This is a genomic window from Terriglobia bacterium (assembly GCA_020072845.1).
Taxonomy (GTDB): domain Bacteria; phylum Acidobacteriota; class Terriglobia; order Terriglobales; family Acidobacteriaceae; genus JAIQGF01.
This window is the reverse complement of sequence record JAIQGF010000001.1, coordinates 112410-132467: the sequence shown is the minus strand read 5'-3', so window position 1 is coordinate 132467 and position 20058 is coordinate 112410. Positions and strand designations below refer to the sequence as shown.

The 20058-nt window shown below is 62.7% G+C and carries 17 protein-coding genes; 12 read left to right on the top strand and 5 right to left on the bottom strand.

The window, feature by feature from the left end; genetic code table 11:
- Positions 1-184 precede the first annotated feature (184 nt).
- Entirely contained in the window at positions 185-2776 is a 2592-nt protein-coding gene (locus tag LAN70_00625) for a protein kinase (protein MBZ5509651.1), read from the top strand.
- Positions 2777-2798: 22 nt separating this feature from the next.
- A complete protein-coding gene (locus LAN70_00620; protein MBZ5509650.1) occupies positions 2799-3155 on the top strand; it encodes a hypothetical protein in 357 nt (118 codons plus the stop codon).
- A gap of 77 nt (positions 3156-3232) precedes the next feature.
- Here LAN70_00620 and LAN70_00615 read toward each other — a convergent pair whose 3' ends face one another.
- Positions 3233-4102, bottom strand: coding sequence for a zinc metalloprotease HtpX (locus LAN70_00615; GenBank protein ID MBZ5509649.1), 870 nt, complete (start codon positions 4100-4102; stop codon positions 3233-3235).
- A gap of 203 nt (positions 4103-4305) precedes the next feature.
- On the opposite strand from LAN70_00615, the gene LAN70_00610 reads away from it, so the two are divergent.
- Positions 4306-6453, top strand: a complete 2148-nt coding sequence (locus tag LAN70_00610) for a protein kinase (protein ID MBZ5509648.1) — start codon at positions 4306-4308, stop codon at positions 6451-6453.
- A 71-nt stretch (positions 6454-6524) separates the two neighbouring features.
- Here the strand turns inward: LAN70_00610 and LAN70_00605 are convergent, their stop codons facing one another.
- Both LAN70_00605 and LAN70_00600 read right to left on the bottom strand, forming a co-directional pair.
- Entirely contained in the window at positions 6525-6779 is a 255-nt protein-coding gene (locus tag LAN70_00605; GenBank protein MBZ5509647.1) for a DUF507 family protein, read from the bottom strand.
- Positions 6780-6829: 50 nt separating this feature from the next.
- Positions 6830-7108, bottom strand: coding sequence for a DUF507 family protein (locus LAN70_00600; protein ID MBZ5509646.1), 279 nt, complete (start codon positions 7106-7108; stop codon positions 6830-6832).
- Positions 7109-7268: 160 nt separating this feature from the next.
- Between LAN70_00600 and LAN70_00595 the strand changes: the two genes are divergently transcribed.
- The 4 genes from LAN70_00595 to recJ all read left to right on the top strand — a co-directional run bounded on the left by LAN70_00595 (position 7269) and on the right by recJ (position 11938).
- Positions 7269-7580: a BMC domain-containing protein gene (locus LAN70_00595; GenBank protein MBZ5509645.1), complete on the top strand. Its 312-nt coding sequence runs from the start codon at positions 7269-7271 to the stop codon at positions 7578-7580.
- Positions 7581-7693: 113 nt separating this feature from the next.
- Complete coding sequence (locus LAN70_00590; protein MBZ5509644.1) at positions 7694-9511, top strand: aldehyde dehydrogenase family protein; 1818 nt, start codon at positions 7694-7696, stop codon at positions 9509-9511.
- 18 nt (positions 9512-9529) lie between these two features.
- Positions 9530-9997 (top strand): hypothetical protein, encoded by a 468-nt coding sequence (locus tag LAN70_00585; GenBank protein MBZ5509643.1) that lies wholly within the window; start codon positions 9530-9532, stop codon positions 9995-9997.
- 198 nt (positions 9998-10195) lie between these two features.
- Entirely contained in the window at positions 10196-11938 is a 1743-nt protein-coding gene (recJ, locus tag LAN70_00580) for a single-stranded-DNA-specific exonuclease RecJ (GenBank protein MBZ5509642.1), read from the top strand.
- A gap of 67 nt (positions 11939-12005) precedes the next feature.
- Here recJ and LAN70_00575 read toward each other — a convergent pair whose 3' ends face one another.
- Positions 12006-12782: a PEGA domain-containing protein gene (locus tag LAN70_00575; protein ID MBZ5509641.1), complete on the bottom strand. Its 777-nt coding sequence runs from the start codon at positions 12780-12782 to the stop codon at positions 12006-12008.
- Between the two features lie 1183 nt (positions 12783-13965).
- On the opposite strand from LAN70_00575, the gene LAN70_00570 reads away from it, so the two are divergent.
- Positions 13966-15282 (top strand): aspartate aminotransferase family protein, encoded by a 1317-nt coding sequence (locus tag LAN70_00570; protein MBZ5509640.1) that lies wholly within the window; start codon positions 13966-13968, stop codon positions 15280-15282.
- Positions 15283-15289: 7 nt separating this feature from the next.
- Here LAN70_00570 and LAN70_00565 read toward each other — a convergent pair whose 3' ends face one another.
- Positions 15290-16159, bottom strand: coding sequence for a universal stress protein (locus LAN70_00565; GenBank protein ID MBZ5509639.1), 870 nt, complete (start codon positions 16157-16159; stop codon positions 15290-15292).
- Between the two features lie 358 nt (positions 16160-16517).
- Here LAN70_00565 and LAN70_00560 point away from each other — a divergent pair, with 358 nt between their 5' ends.
- From LAN70_00560 to LAN70_00545, 4 genes are all read left to right on the top strand, one after another.
- The gene (locus LAN70_00560; GenBank protein MBZ5509638.1) at positions 16518-17888 is read left to right on the top strand and encodes an amino acid permease; all 1371 of its coding nucleotides are present in this window, start codon (positions 16518-16520) and stop codon (positions 17886-17888) included.
- Positions 17889-17981: 93 nt separating this feature from the next.
- Positions 17982-18878: a xanthine dehydrogenase family protein subunit M gene (locus LAN70_00555; GenBank protein MBZ5509637.1), complete on the top strand. Its 897-nt coding sequence runs from the start codon at positions 17982-17984 to the stop codon at positions 18876-18878.
- Positions 18871-19377 carry a (2Fe-2S)-binding protein gene (locus LAN70_00550; GenBank protein ID MBZ5509636.1) on the top strand — a complete coding sequence of 169 codons (507 nt, stop codon included), beginning with the start codon at positions 18871-18873 and terminating at the stop codon, positions 19375-19377. The genes LAN70_00555 and LAN70_00550 overlap by 8 nt, the downstream gene beginning before the upstream one ends.
- A 144-nt stretch (positions 19378-19521) precedes the next feature.
- Entirely contained in the window at positions 19522-20058 is a 537-nt protein-coding gene (locus LAN70_00545) for a carbon monoxide dehydrogenase subunit G (protein ID MBZ5509635.1), read from the top strand.

The following is a 20058-nucleotide window of genomic DNA, read 5'->3' as shown; positions in this document are numbered from 1 at the left end:
TAAACCAGCTTGCGCTAACGGTCGCGCGTCGAAATGGGAGGAATAACGGAACGAAAGTGCCTGTGCCGCCCGCGCCGCTTGCATTTCCGGGCCTCCGGCGTGACAATCTGGCCGTACAACGGTCCGCAATCTTGAACACGCTGCTCGTGCCTTTAATGTCACGATTCGGAACCAGAGGTCCGCAATGGCCACCTCCCCGGTGTGCGGCCAGACGTACGGCCACTACCGTCTCATCGAACGCATCGGTGAAGGCGGCATGGGAGTGGTTTATCGCGCGCATGACGAGGTCCTGGAGCGCGACGTTGCGCTGAAGCTGCTGCCCGCCGGCGTAGTCCGAGACGAATCCACGCGCAAGCGCTTTCGCCAGGAAGCGCTGACGCTCGCCCGCCTCAATCACCCGAACATCGAAACCCTGCACGGATTCGAAAGCGCCGGCGACGCTGATTTCCTGGTCATGGAATTCGTTGCCGGGCACACATTGGCCGACCGGCTGGTGCGCGGGCCCATGAAGCAGGCCGACATTTTGACCTTCGGCATGCAACTGGCGTCAGCGCTCGATGAGGCCCACAAGCAAGGTGTGGTGCACCGCGATTTGAAGCCGGCGAACATCCTGATTACGCCATCCGAGCAAGCCAAGGTGCTGGACTTCGGGCTGGCGCGGTTGTTGCCGATGAGCGACCAGTCCACCAACCAAAGTGAATCGCAAACCTCGGCCCTGGCCGGCACGCTGCCGTATTTGTCTCCCGAACAACTGCACGGGTCGCAGCCCGACCACCGCTCGGACTTATACGCGCTGGGAGTTGTGCTGTACGAAATGGCAACCGGACGGCAGCCGCACTCGCACCCATCGGTGGGCGCGCTGGTGGAGGCCATTCTTCACCAGGAGCCCCCGCCGGTGCGCTCGCTGAACCCGGAGATTTCCCCGGAGCTGGAAGCGATCATCCGCAAAGCGATGGACAAGGACCCGCGGCTCCGGTACCAGGGAGCGCGCGAGATCCAGGTGGACCTGCAGCGGCTGGTGTCAGGCCGCAATCTGGAGCAAGTCGCTGTGCCACAACGACCCGTGACGCGCGTGGGGTGGCTGGCAGTCATCGCCATTAGCGCCCTGTTGCTCGCCGGCGTGGCGCTGCCGCCGTTTTTGTCGCGCCGGAGTGCGCCTGCGCAACTAGTCTCCGCGCCGCCCAGGGCCAAGGTGGTGGCCGTGTTGCCGTTTGAGGCGATCGGCGGCAAGGCGGAGAACCAGGCTCTCTGCCGTGGCTTGACCGAGTTGCTGACGGCCCGGCTGGCGCAAGTCAGCAAGCGCTCCGGCGTAGAGGTGGTCCCGAGCAGCGAAGTCCGGTTGCAGGGCGTCAGCTCGGCGGAGGACGCGCGCAAGAAACTTGGCGTCACCCTGGTGGTGGAAGGCAGTTGGAATTTCGCGGCCAACAACCAGGTGACGTACAGCCTGGTGGACGCGCAGACTCGGCGCAACCTGAATGGCGCGGTGGTGAATGCCGATCTGCGGAACCTGGCGGCAGCCGAGCGTGAGGTGGTGGACAAGTTACTGGCCATGCTCGACGTGGAGGCACGGCCGGGCGAAGCGGCAGCCGTGGCGGCGCGCCCCGATGCCTATCAGTACTACGTGCGCGGGCGGGGATACTTGCTGGATTACGCCGATCCCAACAATCTGAAATCGGCGGTCGAGCTGTTCAACACCGCCATTAAGACGGATCCCGGATTTGCGCTGGCCTACGCCGCGCTTGGCGAGGCGTACTGGCGGCAGTTCCAGGAGAGCAAGGACTCGGCTTCGATTCCGAAGGCGATGCAAGCCTGCCGCAACGCCGCCCGTCTTAACGATCGGCTTGCGCCGGTGCACGTCACCTTCGGCCTGATCTACCAGGGGACAGGCCGCTACGAAGATGCCGTCAAGGAATTCGGACGCGCGCTCGACCTGGATGCGACCAGCGATGCCGCCTACCGCGGCTTGGCGACCTCCTATGCGTCGCTGGGAAAAACCAAGGAGGCCGAGGACGCTTACCGGCGCGCGATCGAGATGCGCAAGGATTACTGGGGAGGCTACAGTGCGCTCGGCGCCTTCTACAACCAGGCTGGCCGCTACGACGAGGCGGCCGCCCAGTTCCGCCGAGCCATCGAGTTGGCGCCGGAGAACGTTCGCGGGTATACCAATCTCGGCGGCGTCTACTTCTTTCAGGGCAAGTACCAGGAAGCGCAGCAGCTCTTTGAAAAGTCGCTCGCCATCCAGCCCAACTACCGTGCCTACGTGAACCTGGGCGCGCTATATTTTTCGGCCGGGCGATACAGCGATTCGGCGCGCATGTACGAGAAGGCGCTGCTATGGAACGATAAGGATTCCCGCATCTGGCAGAACGCCGCGTCAGCCTACACTTGGGCGCCCGGACAGAAGGACAAGGGCCGCACTGCCTACCAGCGCGCAGCGGAGATGATGGAGCGGGAGCTCAAGATCAACCCTCGCGACAACGCCAAGAAGCTGGCCCTGGCAGACTGTTACTCCGTGCTGGGACGCCCCGCGCGCGCCCGCGATCTGCTCCAGCAGGGGCTGCAAACGCCGCCTTCCGATCCTGAGACGCTCTTCCGCGCCGCCGATGTTTACCTCCAGCTGGACGATCGCGACGCGGCATTTACCTGGCTCGCCAGGGCCATTCAGGCTGGAACCCCGGTCGCGGAAATCGAACGCGATCCCACCTGGAACGATCTTAGGACAGACCCCAGGTATCAACGGCTGGTGCAGCCAGCCAAGGCCAATATGCAGCATTGAAAGAGAGAGAGAGAGGTGATGTATGGCAACTCAGCCAAAGATGGTAACAATCCCGGAGCGGAGGGGCAGCCGACCCTGGCGCGATGATGAACCGGTCATCGTGGGCAAGTTCCTCGACGACAAAGGAACGCCCGAGCACAGAGTCGTGCCCCCACATAAGTTCGCCAGCGCCGGCGACACGCTGGTGTTCAAGTATTACGACTGCAAGATCGACATCCAGGGCGATATCTTCGAGCCGCCCGATTACTCCATCCCTAACGAAGTGCGTGCGACTCTGAAGAAAACCCTGCCTCGCGGAATCCACCACTACAAGGTTTTCTGCGATGGCAAGGTGGAAGCCAAAGGCGGATCGCCGCCGACTGTCATCATCGATCCGTAGGCAGCAGCGGCACGGGTGGCCCACATTTGCCCGTCGTTGGCAAATGTGGGTCTTTTCCCGATGTCACGGATACAGGCTTAAACGTCGAATTCAGCCGGACGGCCGGTCAGGCGCTCGATGCGCTTGGCGATGGGCGGATGAGTCGAAAACAGGTTCGCCAGGTTCAATCCGCTTACGCCGAGAAACGGCGCCACTATGAACAGGTGCGCGGTTGAGGGCGATGCCGGCAGCGGCACACGCCGCGAGTATTCGTCGAGCTTGCGCAGGGCGCTGGCGAGCGCGTAGGGATTGCCGGTGAGATGCGCGCCGGTATCGTCGGCGGCGTATTCCCGCGAACGCGACACCGCAAGCTGGATCAGCATGGCCGCAATCGGCGCCAGGATGATCATGAACAGCCCGCCGATGCCGCCGCCACGATTGCGCTCGTCACGGCCGCCGTATCCGCCGAACATCGCGCCCCACATCGCCATGCGTGCCGCCAGGGTAATGGCGCCGGCGATGGTGGCGGCGATGGAGCTGATCAGGATGTCGCGGTTTCGCACGTGCCCAAGCTCGTGGGCGAGCACGCCTTCCATCTCGTCATCGGTAAGCAGGTTCAGAATTCCCTGCGTCACCGCGACGGAAGCGTGGTTCGGGTTGCGGCCGGTGGCGAAGGCGTTGGGCGAATCGCTGGGAATGACGTAAATCTTCGGCATCGGGATGCCGACGCGCTGCGTCAGGCGCTCCACGATCTGGTAGACGCGCGGCAGGTCTTCTCGCGTGACCGGCTGTGCGCGGTACATGGTCAGCGCGATCTTGTCGGAGAAAAAGTAAGAGACAAAGTTCATCACCCCGGCGAAGACCAGGGCGAGGATCATCCCGTTCTGCCCGCCGAAGTACTGGCCCACAAACAGCAGGAAGCCCGTCAGCAGTCCCAGCAGCAGCGTGGTTTTCAGTGCGTTACCCATAAACTCTTTCCTGTCTAGTTGATGCTACGCCAAGGTGAAAGATTCTTCCCGCTTAGATATACGCATAACCGGACACCCAAGTTTCCCCTCCCGAAACGGAGCCGCCCGCTGCCCGCAAGCAGGCGGTAAGTGCCGGGCCGGGTTTGACTTGCCCGGGGTGCCGACCTACGATGCCGAGTGGGTGAGGAGAAGGAGCCGCTGCCATGCCGGGCGACGCCGTTGCCGCCATCCCCGCCTCGCGCAAGCTGGGGCACTATCGCATTTTGGACAAGATCGGGTCGGGCGGCATGGGCGAGGTGTACCGCGCCCGCGACGAGCGACTCGACCGCGAAGTGGCCGTCAAAGTTCTATCCGCGGGCGTCCTGGCCGATGAGACCGCGCGCAAGCGCTTCCGCAACGAGGCGCTGGCGCTCTCGAAGTTCAATCATCCGAATATCGCGACAATTTACGACTTCGACGCCGATGAGGGCGCGGACTTCATTGTCACCGAACTGGTGAACGGCGAAACCCTGGCACAAAAGATCGCGGCGGGGCGCCTGCCGGAGAGGGAAATCCTGGACTTGGCGGCGCAGCTCGCGGAAGGACTGGCCGCGGCCCATGAGCGCGGCATCGTCCACCGCGACCTCAAGCCGGCCAACCTGCGCGTGACCATCGACGGCCGGCTGAAGATTTTGGACTTCGGCGTCGCCATGCCGCTGCCGGCACTGCCGGACAGCACCACGGCCGAAAGCGACGCGCCCCCGCCGGCCTTTGCCGGAACCCTGCGCTACATGTCGCCCGAACAGTTGCGCGGCGAAGCGGTGGACGTGCGCAGTGACCTGTACTCCGTCGGAACCGTGCTTTACGAGATGGTCACCGGGCGCCACCCATTCGAGGCCCGGCTGTTCACCGCCCTGCTCGACGGCATCCTCAACCAACCCCCGGCGCCGCCCTCGCGCCTGCGGCCGGAGATTTCTTCGAAGATGGAGGAGATCGTTATCCGGTGTTTGGACAAGCAGCCGGCGCTGCGGTACCAGTCGGCGCGCGAGCTGGCGATGGATCTGCACCGGGCCGCTGAGAGCGGCGGGCAGGCGAGGAAATCCATCGCCGTGCTCTACCTGGAGAATATCGGAGGCAACAAGGAAGACGAGTACTTCCGCGACGGCATCACCGAGGACATCACCACCGAGCTGGCGAAAATCGCCGAGTTGCGCGTCTTTTCGCGGTCGGCGGTCCTGGCCTTCCGCGACAAGCCGGTGATGCCGACCGAGGTGGGACGCCAGCTCAACGCCTCCCACGTGCTGGAAGGCAGCCTGCGCCGTGAGCGAGCGAGGTTGCGAATCACGGCCAAGCTGGTGGACACGCGCACCGGGCACGCGGTATGGGCGGAGCGCTATGACCGGCAATTGGAAGACGTGTTCGCAATTCAGGATGAAATCGCGCACAGCATTGCGCGCGAGTTGCGCCTGGCCTTGAGCGAGCACGAGCAGCGCGCCATCCGCAAGATTCCCACCGCCGACTTACAGGCCTACGATTTCTACCTGCGGGGCCGGCAGTTCTTTCACCAGTTCCGCCGCAAGGGATTCGACTTCGCGCGCGAGATGTTCGCCAAGGCTATCGAGCTCGACCCGTCGTTTGCGCGTGCCTACGCCGGCATCGCCGATTGCAGCGCGTTTCTGTATTTCTACTGGGACTCCAGCGAAACCAACATCCAGCAGGCCGATGAGGCCAGCCGCAAAGCGCTGGAACTTGATCCTGAGCTGGCGGAAGCGCACGCTTCGCGGGGCCTGGCTGCATCCCTGCGCAAGAACTATGACGACGCAAAACGGGAGTTCGAGACCGCGATGCGCCTGGGGCCGAACCTCTTCGAGCCCTACTACTTTTATGCGCGCAATTGGTATGCGCAAGGCGAACTCTCGCAAGCGGTGGCGTGGTTCGAACGCGCCAGCCTGGTGAATCCGGAGGACTACCAGGCTCCGATGCTGATGGCGAGCGCCTTGCACGGGATGGGACGAACGGAGGAAGCGACCGCTGCGTACCGCCGGGGACTGTCGGCGGCGCAGAAGCACCTGTTGTTGCATCCGGGCGACGCGCGCGCGCTGTATTTCGGGGCGAATGCGCTGTCGCAGGTCGGAGACCGCGAGCGCAGCCTGGAGTGGGCGGGACGCGCGCTCGCACTGGAGGGCGAAGAGCCGCAGGTGCTCTATAACGTCGCCTGCGTGTACGCGCTGTTGGGAGAAGCGGAACGCGCCATTGATTGCCTGGAAAAGTCGCTCACCCACGGCTGGGGCCAGCGGCAGTGGATGGAACACGATCCCGACCTGGCCGGCCTGCGCGAGCACCCCCGGTTTCGCGCCCTGATGCGGCAATAGAATTAGGATTGTGAGCTGGTTCCTCAGAGCTGAGAACTCACAACTCGAACTGAAACTGAAACTGAAACTCTCTAAATTCCGAGCTTCTTGACCGCCTCGTTGTAGTACTTGCGGTAGAGGATGTCCCACTCCTGGCTGCCTTCCAGGATCGTACGCTTCTGGGACTCGATCTTGCGGCGTGCTTCCAGGTCGATCTTCTTCTCCTGCGCCAGCAGTTCCTCCAGCAGCCGGCGGACTTCCAGGCGGACGGTGTTCTTTTCCTTGAGCAACTTCACGCCTTCCATGGCGGCCAGAGCTTCGGTGACAGCCCGCGCCAGCACGTTCATCTTGTCGCGGCTGACGCGATACGGCTCTTCCGACCTGATGTCCACCCGCACTACAGCACCGCCTTGTACTTGCGCACCAGTTCGTTCTTCACTTTCTTGAACATTTCCTGGTAATTGGCGCCGGTGCGGCGCATTTCCTCGGAGTAGGTTTCCAGAATGATGCGGACTTCGTCGTTGATGCGGTCTTCCAGCGTCATTTCGTCGAGCATGGCCCCGTGGACGCGCTCGGTGACGGCGGGCAGATTCTTGGTTTCGATGAATTCGCCCTTGAGCAGTTTTTTCGAGATCTCGCGGGCCAGGTAGCCCACATATTCTTTGGACAGGACCATAGAGCGTAAAAGTTGGTGGCGTTAAGCACTGAAGTTTAACACACGGAAACGCGGGCGCGCGGGAGGGAGCGTTGACCCATGGCGGTCTGCGTAGTAAGGTACGCAGGCACTCGTAACTGTTGCGCGCGGCCCGTGTCCGCGCGGGTTCCAGGGAGCGAACATGATGGATGCGCTGGGAATGATCGAAACCAAGGGCCTGGTCGGCTCGATTGAAGCCGCCGATGCCGCGGTCAAGGCCGCCAACGTGCAGTTGGTTCACAAGGAATATATCGGCGCGGGATTCGTGACGGTGATCGTGCGCGGCGACGTGGCCAGCGTGAAGGCCGCCACCGATGCCGGCGCTGCTGCCGCACGCCGCGTCGGCGAACTGGTTGCGGTGCACGTGATTCCGCGTCCGCACGGCGACCTGGAAACTTCGATGCCGATGATCAGCGGCGCCGCCCCGAAAGCGAAAAAGGGAAGCGCCGACTAAACTGATTTTGTAATTTGGTAATTTCGTAATTTGGTAATTGCAGGCCGCTTTGCAGCCGCTCGTTACTCACCAAATTGCCCAATTGCCAAATTGCCCAATTACCAAATTCCTCCGTGGCCCACGATCCCACATCAGCCGTTGCTGTCGCCCCGGCGGCGCAGTCCCCGGGGCAAACCAAGGACGAGCGCTCCGTCGCCGAGGCGCGCGATCTGATCGAGCGCGCCTACAAGGCCTTTCTCGAATTCCAGACCTTTACCCAGGAGCAGGTGGACCGCATCGTGGACGCGGTAGCGGCCGCGGCCACCGCCAATGCGGAAAAACTGGCACGCATCGCGGTGGAAGAGACCACCTATGGCGTGGTCGAGCACAAAGTAATCAAGAACCTGTTTTCGTCGCAGCGGGTGTATGAGGCCATCCGCCCGTTGAAGACGGTCGGCGTGGTGCGCGAGGACAAGGCGCAGGGCATCATCGAAGTTGCCGTACCGGCGGGCGTGGTGGCGGCGATCCTGCCGTCCACCAACCCGACTTCCACCGCGATTTACAAAATTCTGATCGCCATCAAGGGGCGGAACGCCATCGTGCTCAGCCCGCACCCGACCGCTCTGCGCTGCAGTTGCGAGGCGGCGGCGATCATGAAGGATGCGGCAGTAAAGGCGGGCGCGCCGGCGGACGTGATCTGCTGCTTCAATACTCCCAGCCTTCCGGGCACGCAGGAATTGATGAAGCACCGGCGCACCAGCGTGATCCTGGCTACCGGCGGGATGGCGATGGTGCGCGCGGCGTACAGCTCGGGCAAGCCGGCGTTTGGCGTCGGGCCGGGGAATGTTCCGGCCATGATTGACAGCAGCGCCGATCTGCCCAAGGCCGTCGCCGACGTGGTGTTCGGCAAGACGTTCGACAACGGGACCATCTGCTCGTCGGAGCAGGCGATTGTCGCCGAGGAATCGGTGCGCGGGCCGATCCTGAAAGAGCTGGCGAAAAATGGCGCGCACATGCTGAGCCGCGACGAAATCCAAAAACTCGGGAAACAGATGGTCAACACCGAGACGCATACCATCTGTCCGAAATTCGTCGGCAAGAGCGCGGTGAAAGTCGCTGAGCTGGCGGGATTGCAGGTGCCCGCGGGCGTGCGCGTGCTGGTCGCGCCGTTGGACAAGGTCGGACGCGATGAGCCGCTGTCGGCGGAAAAGCTTTCGCCGGTGCTGGCACTCTATTTTGAAAAAGACCGCGCGGCGGCCATGGCGCGCTGCGCCGAACTGCTGCGCTTCGGCGGCTTGGGGCACACCTGCGCCATTCACGCCAAGGACGATGCCGTCATCCGCGAGTACGGCATGAAGATGCCCGCGTACCGGGTGGTGGTGAACAGCCCGGCGCCACAGGGCTCAATCGGCTCGTCCACCAATTTGTTTCCCGCGATGACGCTGGGCTGCGGCGCCGCCGGCGGCAACATTACCTCCGACAACATTTCACCGCTACACCTGATCAACCTGCGGCGGATCGCCTACGAGGCCAGGCCGGTGACTTCAGTGGTCGGTGGCCAGTGGCCAGTGGCTAGTGCGGCCCCACCCGCAAGCACGGCGACAACCTGCGGCGTGTGCGCAACACCTGCGGAAACGGCTGCGCCGGCAGCCGGGACGGGCGTCAACTGGTCGGTAGCGCGCGCCGTGGACCGCTTCCTGGCCGGCAAGCAAGTTGCGCCGCCAGCCGCGAAGCCGGCAGCGATCCCAACGCAAGCCGCGCCGGCAAAGACCGACGCGCCGCCATCGGCTGCGCCTCCTCCCAAGCCGCGCGCGGTGGATTTCGTGAGCGAGGCGGAGATTCGCGCCGCGGTGAAGCGCAAGGCGAAAATTTTCGTAGGTCCGAAAACCATCATCACGCCCGCCGCACGCGACCTTGCCGCGGAGTATGATGTACTGGTTAGAGTGGATTAAGTGCGACACTTGTCAGTCATGCTAGACGACCTTACCAGCCTGAAGGACGACATGACCGCCTTCATCGAAGGCCACGGCATGCGCCGCTTCCACGGTTATGTCAACGACGAAGTCACCAGCGTGATGTGGGACCCGCACGGCAACGTGGACGCCTGGAAGGATTTTGTCGAACTCGCCAAAGCATCGGGCGCGGCTTTCCTCACCATGAACGACGTGGTGCTCGACCGCGAAGATGTGGACTTCATGGTCGAGCGCCTGCGCAATTCCAATTACACCAACGAAGAAGACGTTGACGAAGCCCGCTGGCTGCGCACCTACATCGGCAAGACCGGGTTTCTGCAACTGGGCTGGCCGTACCAGGGAGCGATGTTCCTGTGCGAGGTTTCCACCGAGTGGTACGACCGCTACCAGCGCCTGCTGGACGTCGCCGAGGAGTATGGCGGCATCATGATTGACGAGCCCGACGATCCCGACGAGGAAAGATAGTCGCGAGACGCGAGTCCCCGGCGACCTCTAATATTCACCACCGAGACACCGAGGCCACAGAGCAACACCGAGGAATAATCTTCTCGGTGTGACTCGGTGAACTCGGTGCCTCGGTGGTGACGTTTGACCCGAGAACACACGGTTCCCTCGGGTAATTGCCCGGGACTCGGGACTCGCAACTCGTGATACTTTTCTTCAGTGCGCTGGCAACTGCGAACCGCCGATGAGCAGCAAGCAACCCGACTCGCGGCCGATCTCAAACTTCCCCCTGTCATTGGCCGCCTGCTGGTTGCCCGCGGCATCACGACCGGCGAACAAGCGCACAACTTCTTGCACCCGAGTCTCGACCAGCTTCACTCGCCGCACCTGATGCTCGGGATGGACACGGCCGCCGAGCGTCTGCGCCGCGCCATTGCCAACCACGAGCAGGTCCTCATCTACGGCGACTACGATGTGGACGGCACCACCGCGATCGTGATCCTGAAAACCGCGATCGAGCTGTGCGGCGGCAGCGCCGACTTCCACGTCCCGCACCGCATCCGCGAGGGCTACGGCATGCAGGACGACGTCATCGAGCGCGCCGCCTCCGCCGGAGTGTCGCTGATCATCAGCGTGGACACCGGCATTCGCGCCTTTGCCGCCGCCGAAACCGCGCGGCGTCTCGGCGTGGACCTGATCGTCACCGACCATCACCTGCCGGAAGGGCAGGGCGTGCCGCCGGCGCTGGCGGTGCTGAATCCCAACCAGGCGGGTTGCGCGTATCCCTGCAAAGCGCTGTGCGGAGCGGGGGTAGCGTTCAAGCTGGCGCAATTGCTGCTGGAGGAAAGCGGGCGGGCGCGCCTGCTGCCGTCGTTTCTGAAGATGGTTGCCATCGCCACCATCGCCGACGCGGTGCCGCTGGTGGGCGAGAATCGCGTGTTCGCCTCGCTCGGACTCGACGGCCTGCGGCATCCGGTGAATGCGGGCTTGAAGGCGCTGTTGGAGGTTGCGGCGCTGAGCGCAAAAAAGCTGAGCGCGACCGACGTGGCCTTCCGCATCGCGCCGCGGTTAAACGCGGCGGGAAGAATGGATGTCGCACAGGACGTCATTGAATTATTCAGCGTCAAAGACGCTAGACGCGCCCAGGAAATTGCGGCGCGGCTGAACCAGCTCAATGCCGACCGCCAACTGGAGGAAAAGCGGATATTCGAAGCGGTCGAGGAGCGGCTGGCGAGCGCGCCCGAGGTGCGCGACTCATTTTGCCTGGTGGTGGACGGCGACCAGTGGCATCGCGGCGTGATCGGTATCGCCGCCACGCGCGTGGTGGAGCGCTACGGCCGTCCGGCGCTGGTGCTCTCGCGCGAAGATGGCGAGGCGTACGGTTCCGGGCGATCGATTCCCGCTTTCCACTTGCTGGACGCGCTGGAATCCTGCCGGAAGATGTTTACGCGCTTCGGCGGACACGCGCATGCGGTCGGCTTCTCGCTGCCCTGCGACCGCGTCCCGGCGCTGCGGGCGGCGCTCGATCGCTACGCACGCGAGCGGCTCACGCCTGCCGATTTCGAACGCGTTCTGGAATATGACGGCGACCTGCCGCTAAGCCAGGTCACGCCCGCCTTCTATGAATGTGTGCAGCAGTTGAATCCGTTCGGCATGAGCAATCCCGAGCCGGTGTTTGCCGCCCGCGGCGCGCGCGTCGCCCTGGCGCCCAAGATTCTGAAAGAGAAGCACGTGAAGATGCGGCTGGCCAATGGTCCCGGGAAATTCGCGCGCGGGATTGATGCGCTCGGATGGCGCATGGCGGAACGGGTGCAGCAAGCCTCGATTCTCGCCGGCGACGCGGTGGATGTGGCGTTTACGCTGGAACTCAACGACCATCCGGAATACGGCGGGCTGGAACTGCGGCTGGAGGATATTGTCAAATCAGCGCTGGTGCAGACCGCCAGCGCCTCGTCGCCTTAGACTCCCGCTCCAGGACGCAACTTGTGATAAGACGATTTATCGCCAGTTACGCATCAAGCAGCCAAAGTTAGTTCGGTTTCTGAGGGTCCCCTTTTTCCATTTGCACGACCAGAACTAGCCCTGCCCTTAGCTTGGCGGTCACTGGCTTATAGCCATCGGCGATAACGGACACATCGTACTGCTCACTGGGCTGTAGGACGAAAATCAGCGGAGTCAACCCTAGCGACTTCCCCTCCATCATGACTTCTGCACCGATTGGGTATGACGAAATGTAGGTCGTCCGCGCGCCGGCTCGTATCATGCGTGCGACTTCTGTTGACGGCAGAGATGAAACCAGTCTAGGAGCAGGGGTTCTTAGTGATTTTGTTGAATCAGTGTTCGATGGAATTTCTGGTGGCGGTTGAAAATTGCCGCAGCTCCTGGATCCGTCATCGCTCCAGTAGGTGTCGTCCGAAAATCTTACCTTTTCCACCCATGCCATCGGCTTCTTCTCGGTGCCAAAAATTTCTGAACTAACGACGCCATAGCTCTTCCCTGGTTTCAAAAGGTGGCTGTCCTTTGTGTCGACAGTTCCCACGTATGACAGCTCGTGCATGGAATTTAGGTAACCAACCCCAAATCGAATGGCCGCAACTGGCTTGTCCGAGCGATTGGCATATCGGATTTCAAGTGGGTGCCCCAAAGGGCCAGCACCAAGAAGTCCAGCCATCATCCCAGCTTTGGCTCCGTTTCCGATCTTCTCGATTTGAACCGGGCAGGTTTGCTGGGACTCTACGGCTACGACGGCTGATAATATGAACACGGCTGCAATTACGTGGCGCTTCATACCAGCGAACGCTGCCATGAATAGGGGCATCCGTCAATCTTTCGCCCGCTCTTCGCCGCGCACCGCCTCACCATCCCTTCAGCGCGGGTAGATTCCTCAGCAGTTGCGCCTACTGGCGCTTACAGTCAAAGAGTGCCCGCATCTCCGTAGGCAACGCGGCAAGGAAGTGGGTTATGAGTTGCTCGATATGAGTGAATTGTTCGTCGGGTTGCCACGCAGGTTGCTGTTCGAAGTCGAACCTATACATCGTCAGGTGAGCGAGTCGCCAGTCAAGCTGGTCCCGATGGTGTTGGAGCCAAGACGGCTGCATGAGCAATGCACGAAATCCCGGGCTCAGCAGACCGGGGTCGGGCAAGTAGTCAGACCAGATCACATCCCTGTGTTTCCCGCTAGCCGCTCCGCCGCGCGGATAGAAAAAGTCAAGGAGCAACCGGAAATGGATCAAAGCCGACTCCCGGATCATCGCGTCTGCAGGTACTCCATACCTGGACTTACCCCAAAGCGAGGCTGCTGCACGAAATCTATTTATTTCAAAGCTCACGTGCTTGCGGAGCATCCTCTTAAGTTCGTCCGGCGTTGGCCTGTGTCTGAGTTTTCCTACGCGTTTCCTTAGCCTCACGTGCCTCACCATCCATTCCGAGCTGGCAGCTTCATCCGTTTCCAGATCACAGCGCGGGAAGACTTCATCTTCCGGGTAATCTGCGATAAGGCAATCCCTGCCGTCGTAACCTCAGCGCGTTATGCTCTGTGTCAACTGGCGTGAACGGCCCTTATCATTATCTATGCCCCCGCCGCCATCCCAATTTGGCAGCATCTCACAAATTTTCCTGCTCTTGTCACAGACAAAACCGTTGACAACTCCTACTCTGGTTCTGTGCCCAGTGCGCGCGAGTTTGTGGTGTCTCTATAAGCTCGTTTACTGACTTGGTAACAAATGCTGCCCGTTAGCGCCCGTCAAAGTTGTCCTCGCAGTACACGCCCGATCCTCCAGGTAACCTTGGGTTACTGGCCGGTATCCCGGGCCTATGTTGTTGATCCTTCGTTCGGGGAGGGGGAGGGGGGGGCCGCAACAGCAACCAGCCAGAGTTATTACCACATCAGTTACCGCACGCTTGGCCCCCACTAATTGCCGACGGCCAATGGCTAACAGCCAATCACGGTGCTATATTTCCCGGTCTGCAATTCCTTCTGTGAGGCGCCCATGACTCGCGACGAAATCATCGCCAAATACAAGCAGTACCTGTTCCCCTCCGTTACCACCTACTTCACCGACCCGCTGGTGACCGAGCACGCCAGCATGCAGTACCTGTGGGACACCGAAGGCAAGAAGTACCTGGATTTCTTCGGCGGCATCGTGACCATCTCGGTGGGGCACTCGAACCCGCGCGTCACCACCAAGATCAAGGCGCAGATTGACAAAATCCAGCACGCTTCGACGGTGCTGCCCAATGAAGCCATTGTCGCGCTGGCGGAGAAGCTGGCAAAGATTGCGCCCGGCGAGATCAGCAAAACGTATTTCACCAACAGCGGCACGGAGGCGAACGAGACCGCCGTCCAGTTCGCCCGCATGCACACCGGGCATTTCGAGATTGTGGCTTTGCGCCACGGATACAGCGGCCGGTCGCAGGCGGCGCAGTCCATGACCGGCATGCATAGCTGGCGCGCGTCATTGCCGGCTGCCTTCGGCGTGGTGCACGCCATGAATCCGTACTGCTACCGCTGTCCCTTCGGACTGAAGTATCCGGACTGCGGCGTGAAGTGCGCCGAAGATGTGGAGAGCGTGATCCAGACCTCGACTTCGGGCGCGATTGCCGGCATGCTGGCCGAACCCATCCAGGGGCTGGGCGGATTTATCACGCCGCCGCCGGAGTACTTCAAGATCGTGTTCAAGATCGTCAAGAAGTATGGCGGCGACTTCATCAGCGACGAAGTGCAGACCGCCTGGGGCCGCACCGGAAAGAAATGGTTCGGCATCGAGCACTGGGAGGTCACACCCGACATCATGACTTCCGCCAAGGGTCTGGGTAACGGCGTGCCGGTGGGTGTCACCATGACGCGCCCGGAGATCGCCAACAGCTTCAAGGGCCTGCAAATCTCGACCTTCGGCGGCAATCCCGTGACCTCGGTCGCGGCCAAGGCGGTGATTGACCTGATCGAAGAAGACAGGCTGATGGACAACGCGCACACCGTCGGCCAACATTTTCGCGAAGGACTGGAAGGACTGAAAGACAAGTACGACCTGATCGGCGACGTGCGCGGCATGGGCCTGATGCAGGCGCTCGAACTGGTCAAAGACCGCAACACCAAGGAACCGGCGCCGCAGGAAACCAACCGCGTGCTCGACGAGGCGCGCCGCGCGGGATTGATCATCGGCAAGGGCGGGCTCTACGGCAACGCCATTCGCATGTCGCCGCCGCTGAATATCAGCAAGGCGGACGTGGATGAAGCCATCCGCATGCTCGACCAGGCATTTGCGGCGGTGACCGCCGCGCAGCCGGCGACCGCAGCAGCGAGGTAACTGAAGATTACTTCTGGCTTCCAGTAAGTTCCGCCCCGAAACTTCTCGGGCGGATCATCGGGATGGCATAGCGCACGGCCATGACCGGGCAGGCGACGTAACGCGCGATCTGCGGCAGCCGTGAGCCCAATCCCGGCGCCAACATCACCAGATCGGCGCCTTCTCTTTCGGCCAGCATGACCGTGACCTGCTCCACGCTTCCCACCTCGGCCACACGCTCGACCCCCGGTTGGCCGGGAACGAGCTTGCTCAGCCACCTTTCCGCCGAGTCGGTTTCGCTGAGCGGAGAATGCGGATGCAGGGAGTGGGCTACCCATAGCTTGGCGCCCTGCGCTTGCGCAAACCAGTGCGCATAGGAGATTCCGGCGGCCGCGCCGGGGTTAAGGCCGGTCGCCAGGACAATATTGCGGATTGGCGCGTCGACGGCCACCGGGCGAGCACGGGGGCCGACAGTCAGAACCGGGCACGGCGCGGATTCCGCGAGCTGCTCGGCGACCGAGTGGGCAAAATAGTGGATGAGGCCGTGACGCGAACGCGTCCCGGTCACCACCAGGTCCGCCGCGTATTCCTGGGCGATGCGCAGGATTTCAGCGGTTACTGCGCCGTCGCCCACGACCATCTGGCTGCTGATGCCGCGCAATTCCGGCAGGGCGAGGGTGTAATCGAGCCGGCGGGTGGCATCAATACGGAGTTGCAGAGCCGCTTCGGTCGAGATTTTCCACGCATGAATCTCAATGATATGGGCGAGGTAAAGCCGGGCCCCTGAATTCCTTGCCAGGCGCGCGGCCTGCGGCAGGGCAGCCAGCGCGGACGCCGAGAAATCAGTGGCAAAGAGGATGCGCCGCAGTTTCAGGCCGTCATTGAAGGTCGCAGCCATGGTGCTATACCGGGGCAGACCCAATGGTGGGCGGTCGCCCCGCGAACAGTCTCTGATGTATGGCGGCGCGCCGGATAGGGAGTCGATTACAGTGGGGCGTGATGCACATCACGCTTGGAAGTGATCCTCCCGCCATGCGAAGGCTCCCGTCGCAGCCAGGGCAAATCCCTACAGTCACCCACGTCTGCCAAAGGCGGGCAGATGTGGGGCACCATCGTTAGTGGGCCTGCGGGATATACTCTCGGCACCCGTGGGGAACTCTTTGAAGGCCGAAAGCCGCTCGCTCGCCGACATTTCGTCTGTGGTGGTGGACAAGGAAGCCGGCCTGCATCGCCAGCTGTCGTCGCGGCAGTTGGCGATGATCGCGATTGGCGGCGCCATCGGCACCGGATTGTTCCTCGGCAGTTCGCTGGCCGTGCGCGCCGCCGGGCCGGCCGTGATCCTCACCTTCGTGCTCGGCGCGGCGATCACGTTGCTGCTGATGGGCGCGCTCTCGGAAATGTCGGTGGCGCATCCCACCGCCGGGTCGTTCGGCGTTCATGCCGAAATTTATCTCGGCCGCTGGGCCGGCTTCGTGGTTCGTTACACCTACTGGGCGGTACAGGCGATTGCCATCGGAGGCGAAGCCACCGCAGTCGCGGTGTACTGCCGCTGGTGGTTCCCCAACGTGCCCTCGTGGCTGTGGATCGTCGGATTTTCGGCGGGGCTGCTGTGGGTGAACGCCCGCAGCGTGGGCAGCTTCGGCACGTTTGAGTACTGGTTTGCGATGATCAAGGTGGTCGCGATTGTTCTCTTCATCGTGTTTGGGGCGGCCATGCCGCTGGGCGCCGGTCACCCGGCAATTGGCGCGCGCAATTTCACCGCGCACGGCGGATTTTTCCCGCGCGGCTTGTCCGGAATGTGGATGGCGATCGTGTTTGTCATCTACGGTTACATTGGCGCCGAGATTGTCGCGGTGACCGCCGGAGAAGCCAAGGACCCGGAGCGTGCCGTGCCCCGCGCCATGCGTTCCATGGTCGGCCGGCTCATCCTCTTCTACATCGGAGCGATGATTGTCCTCATCGGCGTGGTGCCCTGGGACCGCATTCAGCCGGGCGCCGACGTCACCGCCAGCCCGTTTGTCACCGTTTTTCAAGTCATGGGGATCCCAGCCGCAGCGCACGTGGTTAACTTTGTCGTGCTCACCGCCGCACTCTCCAGCATCAATTGCAACTTCTACCTGGTCACGCGCATGATGTTTTCGCTCGCGCGCGGCGGCTATGCGCCCGGCGTGTTTGGAAAGGTCTCGCGCCAGGGCACGCCGGTCAACGCCCTGCTCATGTCCACCTTCGGACTGGCGCTGGCTACCGTGATGGCCGCATTGTACCCGCGCACGGCGTATGTCTACATGTTCGGGATCGCGCTGTTCGGCGGGCTTTTCATCTGGCTGATGATTTTCCTGACTCACCTGCCCTTTCGCCGCCGCTGGGAACAGAGTGGCGCGCCGCCGCTACCGGTGCGCATGCCGGGATATCCGTTTACCACGCTGCTGGGAGCGGCCTCGATCATCGCCATCCTGCTGACCACGTGGTGGGTGGAGGGAATGCGCGTGACGCTGCTCGCGGGCATTCCATGGCTGGCGTTTATTTCGCTGTGTTACGTCCTGTGGCGACGCGCGAGCCGTGTGGCCCGGGTCTACGACCCGGGAGGCCACGGGTCAGAGACCCGTGCCACACAGCCGGCTCCGTGATGGAGCTGCCCTTGCCGTACCAGCCGGGGTTTCTGATAAATTGGTGCGCCCGGAGTCTTGCTCCGGCGGTCGGAATGAGAGTGGGGCTCATTCATGTATCCGCACGCCTTCCGTTACCATCGCGCCGCTTCGCTTGAGGAAGCCGCGTCCATGATTGCCGAACTGGGCGAGGACGCCAAGCTGCTCGCCGGCGGCCAGAGCCTGATTCCGCTGATGAAGCTGCGGCTGTCCTCGCCTTCGCACCTGGTGGACCTGAACTTCGTTCCCGGCGTTTCGTACATCCACCGCGCCAATGGCGACCTGCGCCTGGGCGCGATGGCGAGGCACGCTGACCTTGCCGCCTCCGCCGCCGTGCGCGCCATCCCGCTGCTGCACGATTGCGCCGCTGGCATTGCCGACGTGCAGGTGCGGAACCGCGGCACCATCGGCGGATCGCTCGCCGAGGCCGATCCCAGCGGCGATTGGGGCGCCGCGCTGCTGGCGCTTCCCGCCGAGGTGCGCTGCGTTGGCCCGGCAGGCGAACGGAGCATTTCGATTTCCGATTTTTTTCTTGACGCCTACACCACCGCGCTCGCGCCCGGCGAGGTGGTGCGCGAAATCCTGGTGCACGTTCCGCAAGGCGCCGCCGGCGGAGCCTACGTTGCCTTCAAGCGCTGCGCTCCCGTGTATGCCACCGCCAGCGTCGCCACGCAATTGACCATGAACGACCGCGCCACCTGCCGCGAGGCGCACATCGTGCTCGGCTGCGTCGGGCTCACCGCAATCCGCGCCCGCACCGCTGAAGACGAGCTCGCCGGCAAGGAGCTGAACTCGCAGACCATCGCGCGCGCCGCCGAGGCCGCCATGGCTGCCGCCGATCCCCAACCCGACATGCGCGGCTCGGTGGGTTACAAGCGCACCCTGGTAGGTTCGCTCACCCGGCGCGCCCTGGAGGCTGCGCTGCGCCGCAGCCAGGGCGGGGCCGTGCAAGGCGGCCACATCTATGCCTGACGTGATCTCGAAACCGACGGACCGCGTGGCAATCACGCTCAAGGTGAACGGGAAGTCGTACACCGAGAGGATCGAGGGGCGCACGCTGCTCGTGGATTTCTTGCGCGAGACGCTCGACCTTACCGGCACGCACATCGGATGCGACACCAGCTATTGCGGCGCCTGTACCGTGCTTCTGGACGGCAAAGCGGTGAAGTCGTGCACGGTGTTTGCCGTGCAGGCTGATGGCGCCGAAATCACGACCGTCGAAGGGCTGGCGGCGGGCGGCAATCTCAATCCATTGCAAGAAGCGTTTGCCGGCAACCATGGCTTGCAATGCGGTTACTGCACGCCGGGCTTCCTGCTGGCCGCCACCGAACTGCTGGCGTCGCATCCACGGCCCTCCGACGAGGAAATTCTCAAGGGAATCGCAGGGAACACGTGCCGCTGTACCGGGTACCAGAACATCTTGAAGGCAATCCGGGCGGCGGCGGGAACAGCAGATTCCTCGCGGGGTTGAAACCCCGCTCGGAATGACAAGAGAGAAAATGCGCGGGTTCGGCACGACTAAAGTCGTGCCCGGATACAAGGCGAAGCACGATACGTAGGCAGTCTGTCAATCGCGTCGACGATGCACGACCTATCGCGGCGACGAGGAGGGGGAATGGCCTTTAGCTTTGGCGGCGAATTCACGGTGCAGCGCACGCCCGAGGAGACCTACGATTTCCTTACCGACCCGAACCGGTTCTGCCCGCTGCTGCCCGACTACCAGAAAGTGGACGTGCGCGACGCGGAGAATTTCATGGTGGATGTGAAGGTCGGCATCTCGCACATCCGCGGTACGGCCACGGTGAAGCTGCATCTGGCCGAGCACACTCGTCCTTCCCACGCCCTTTACACCGGCAAGGCCACCATGGCGGGAGGGAACGTGGACCTGAATGCACGTTTCGATCTGCGTCCTGACGGCGTCGGCACGGTGGTGAGTTGGAAAGGCGAGGCGCAGGTGTTCGGCCGTCTGACATCCATCGCCGGCGGGCTGCTGGAGCCGCTGGCGCGCAAGAATATTCAGAAAGTGGTCGCGAGCCTGCAGCAGGCGATGAATGGGGAGAGGAATCGCACCACCGAGACACCAAGAACACAGGGGACCACCGAACAACCAGATGCGACAACAGGAACGGATAAGCTCGGTGTACCTCGGTGA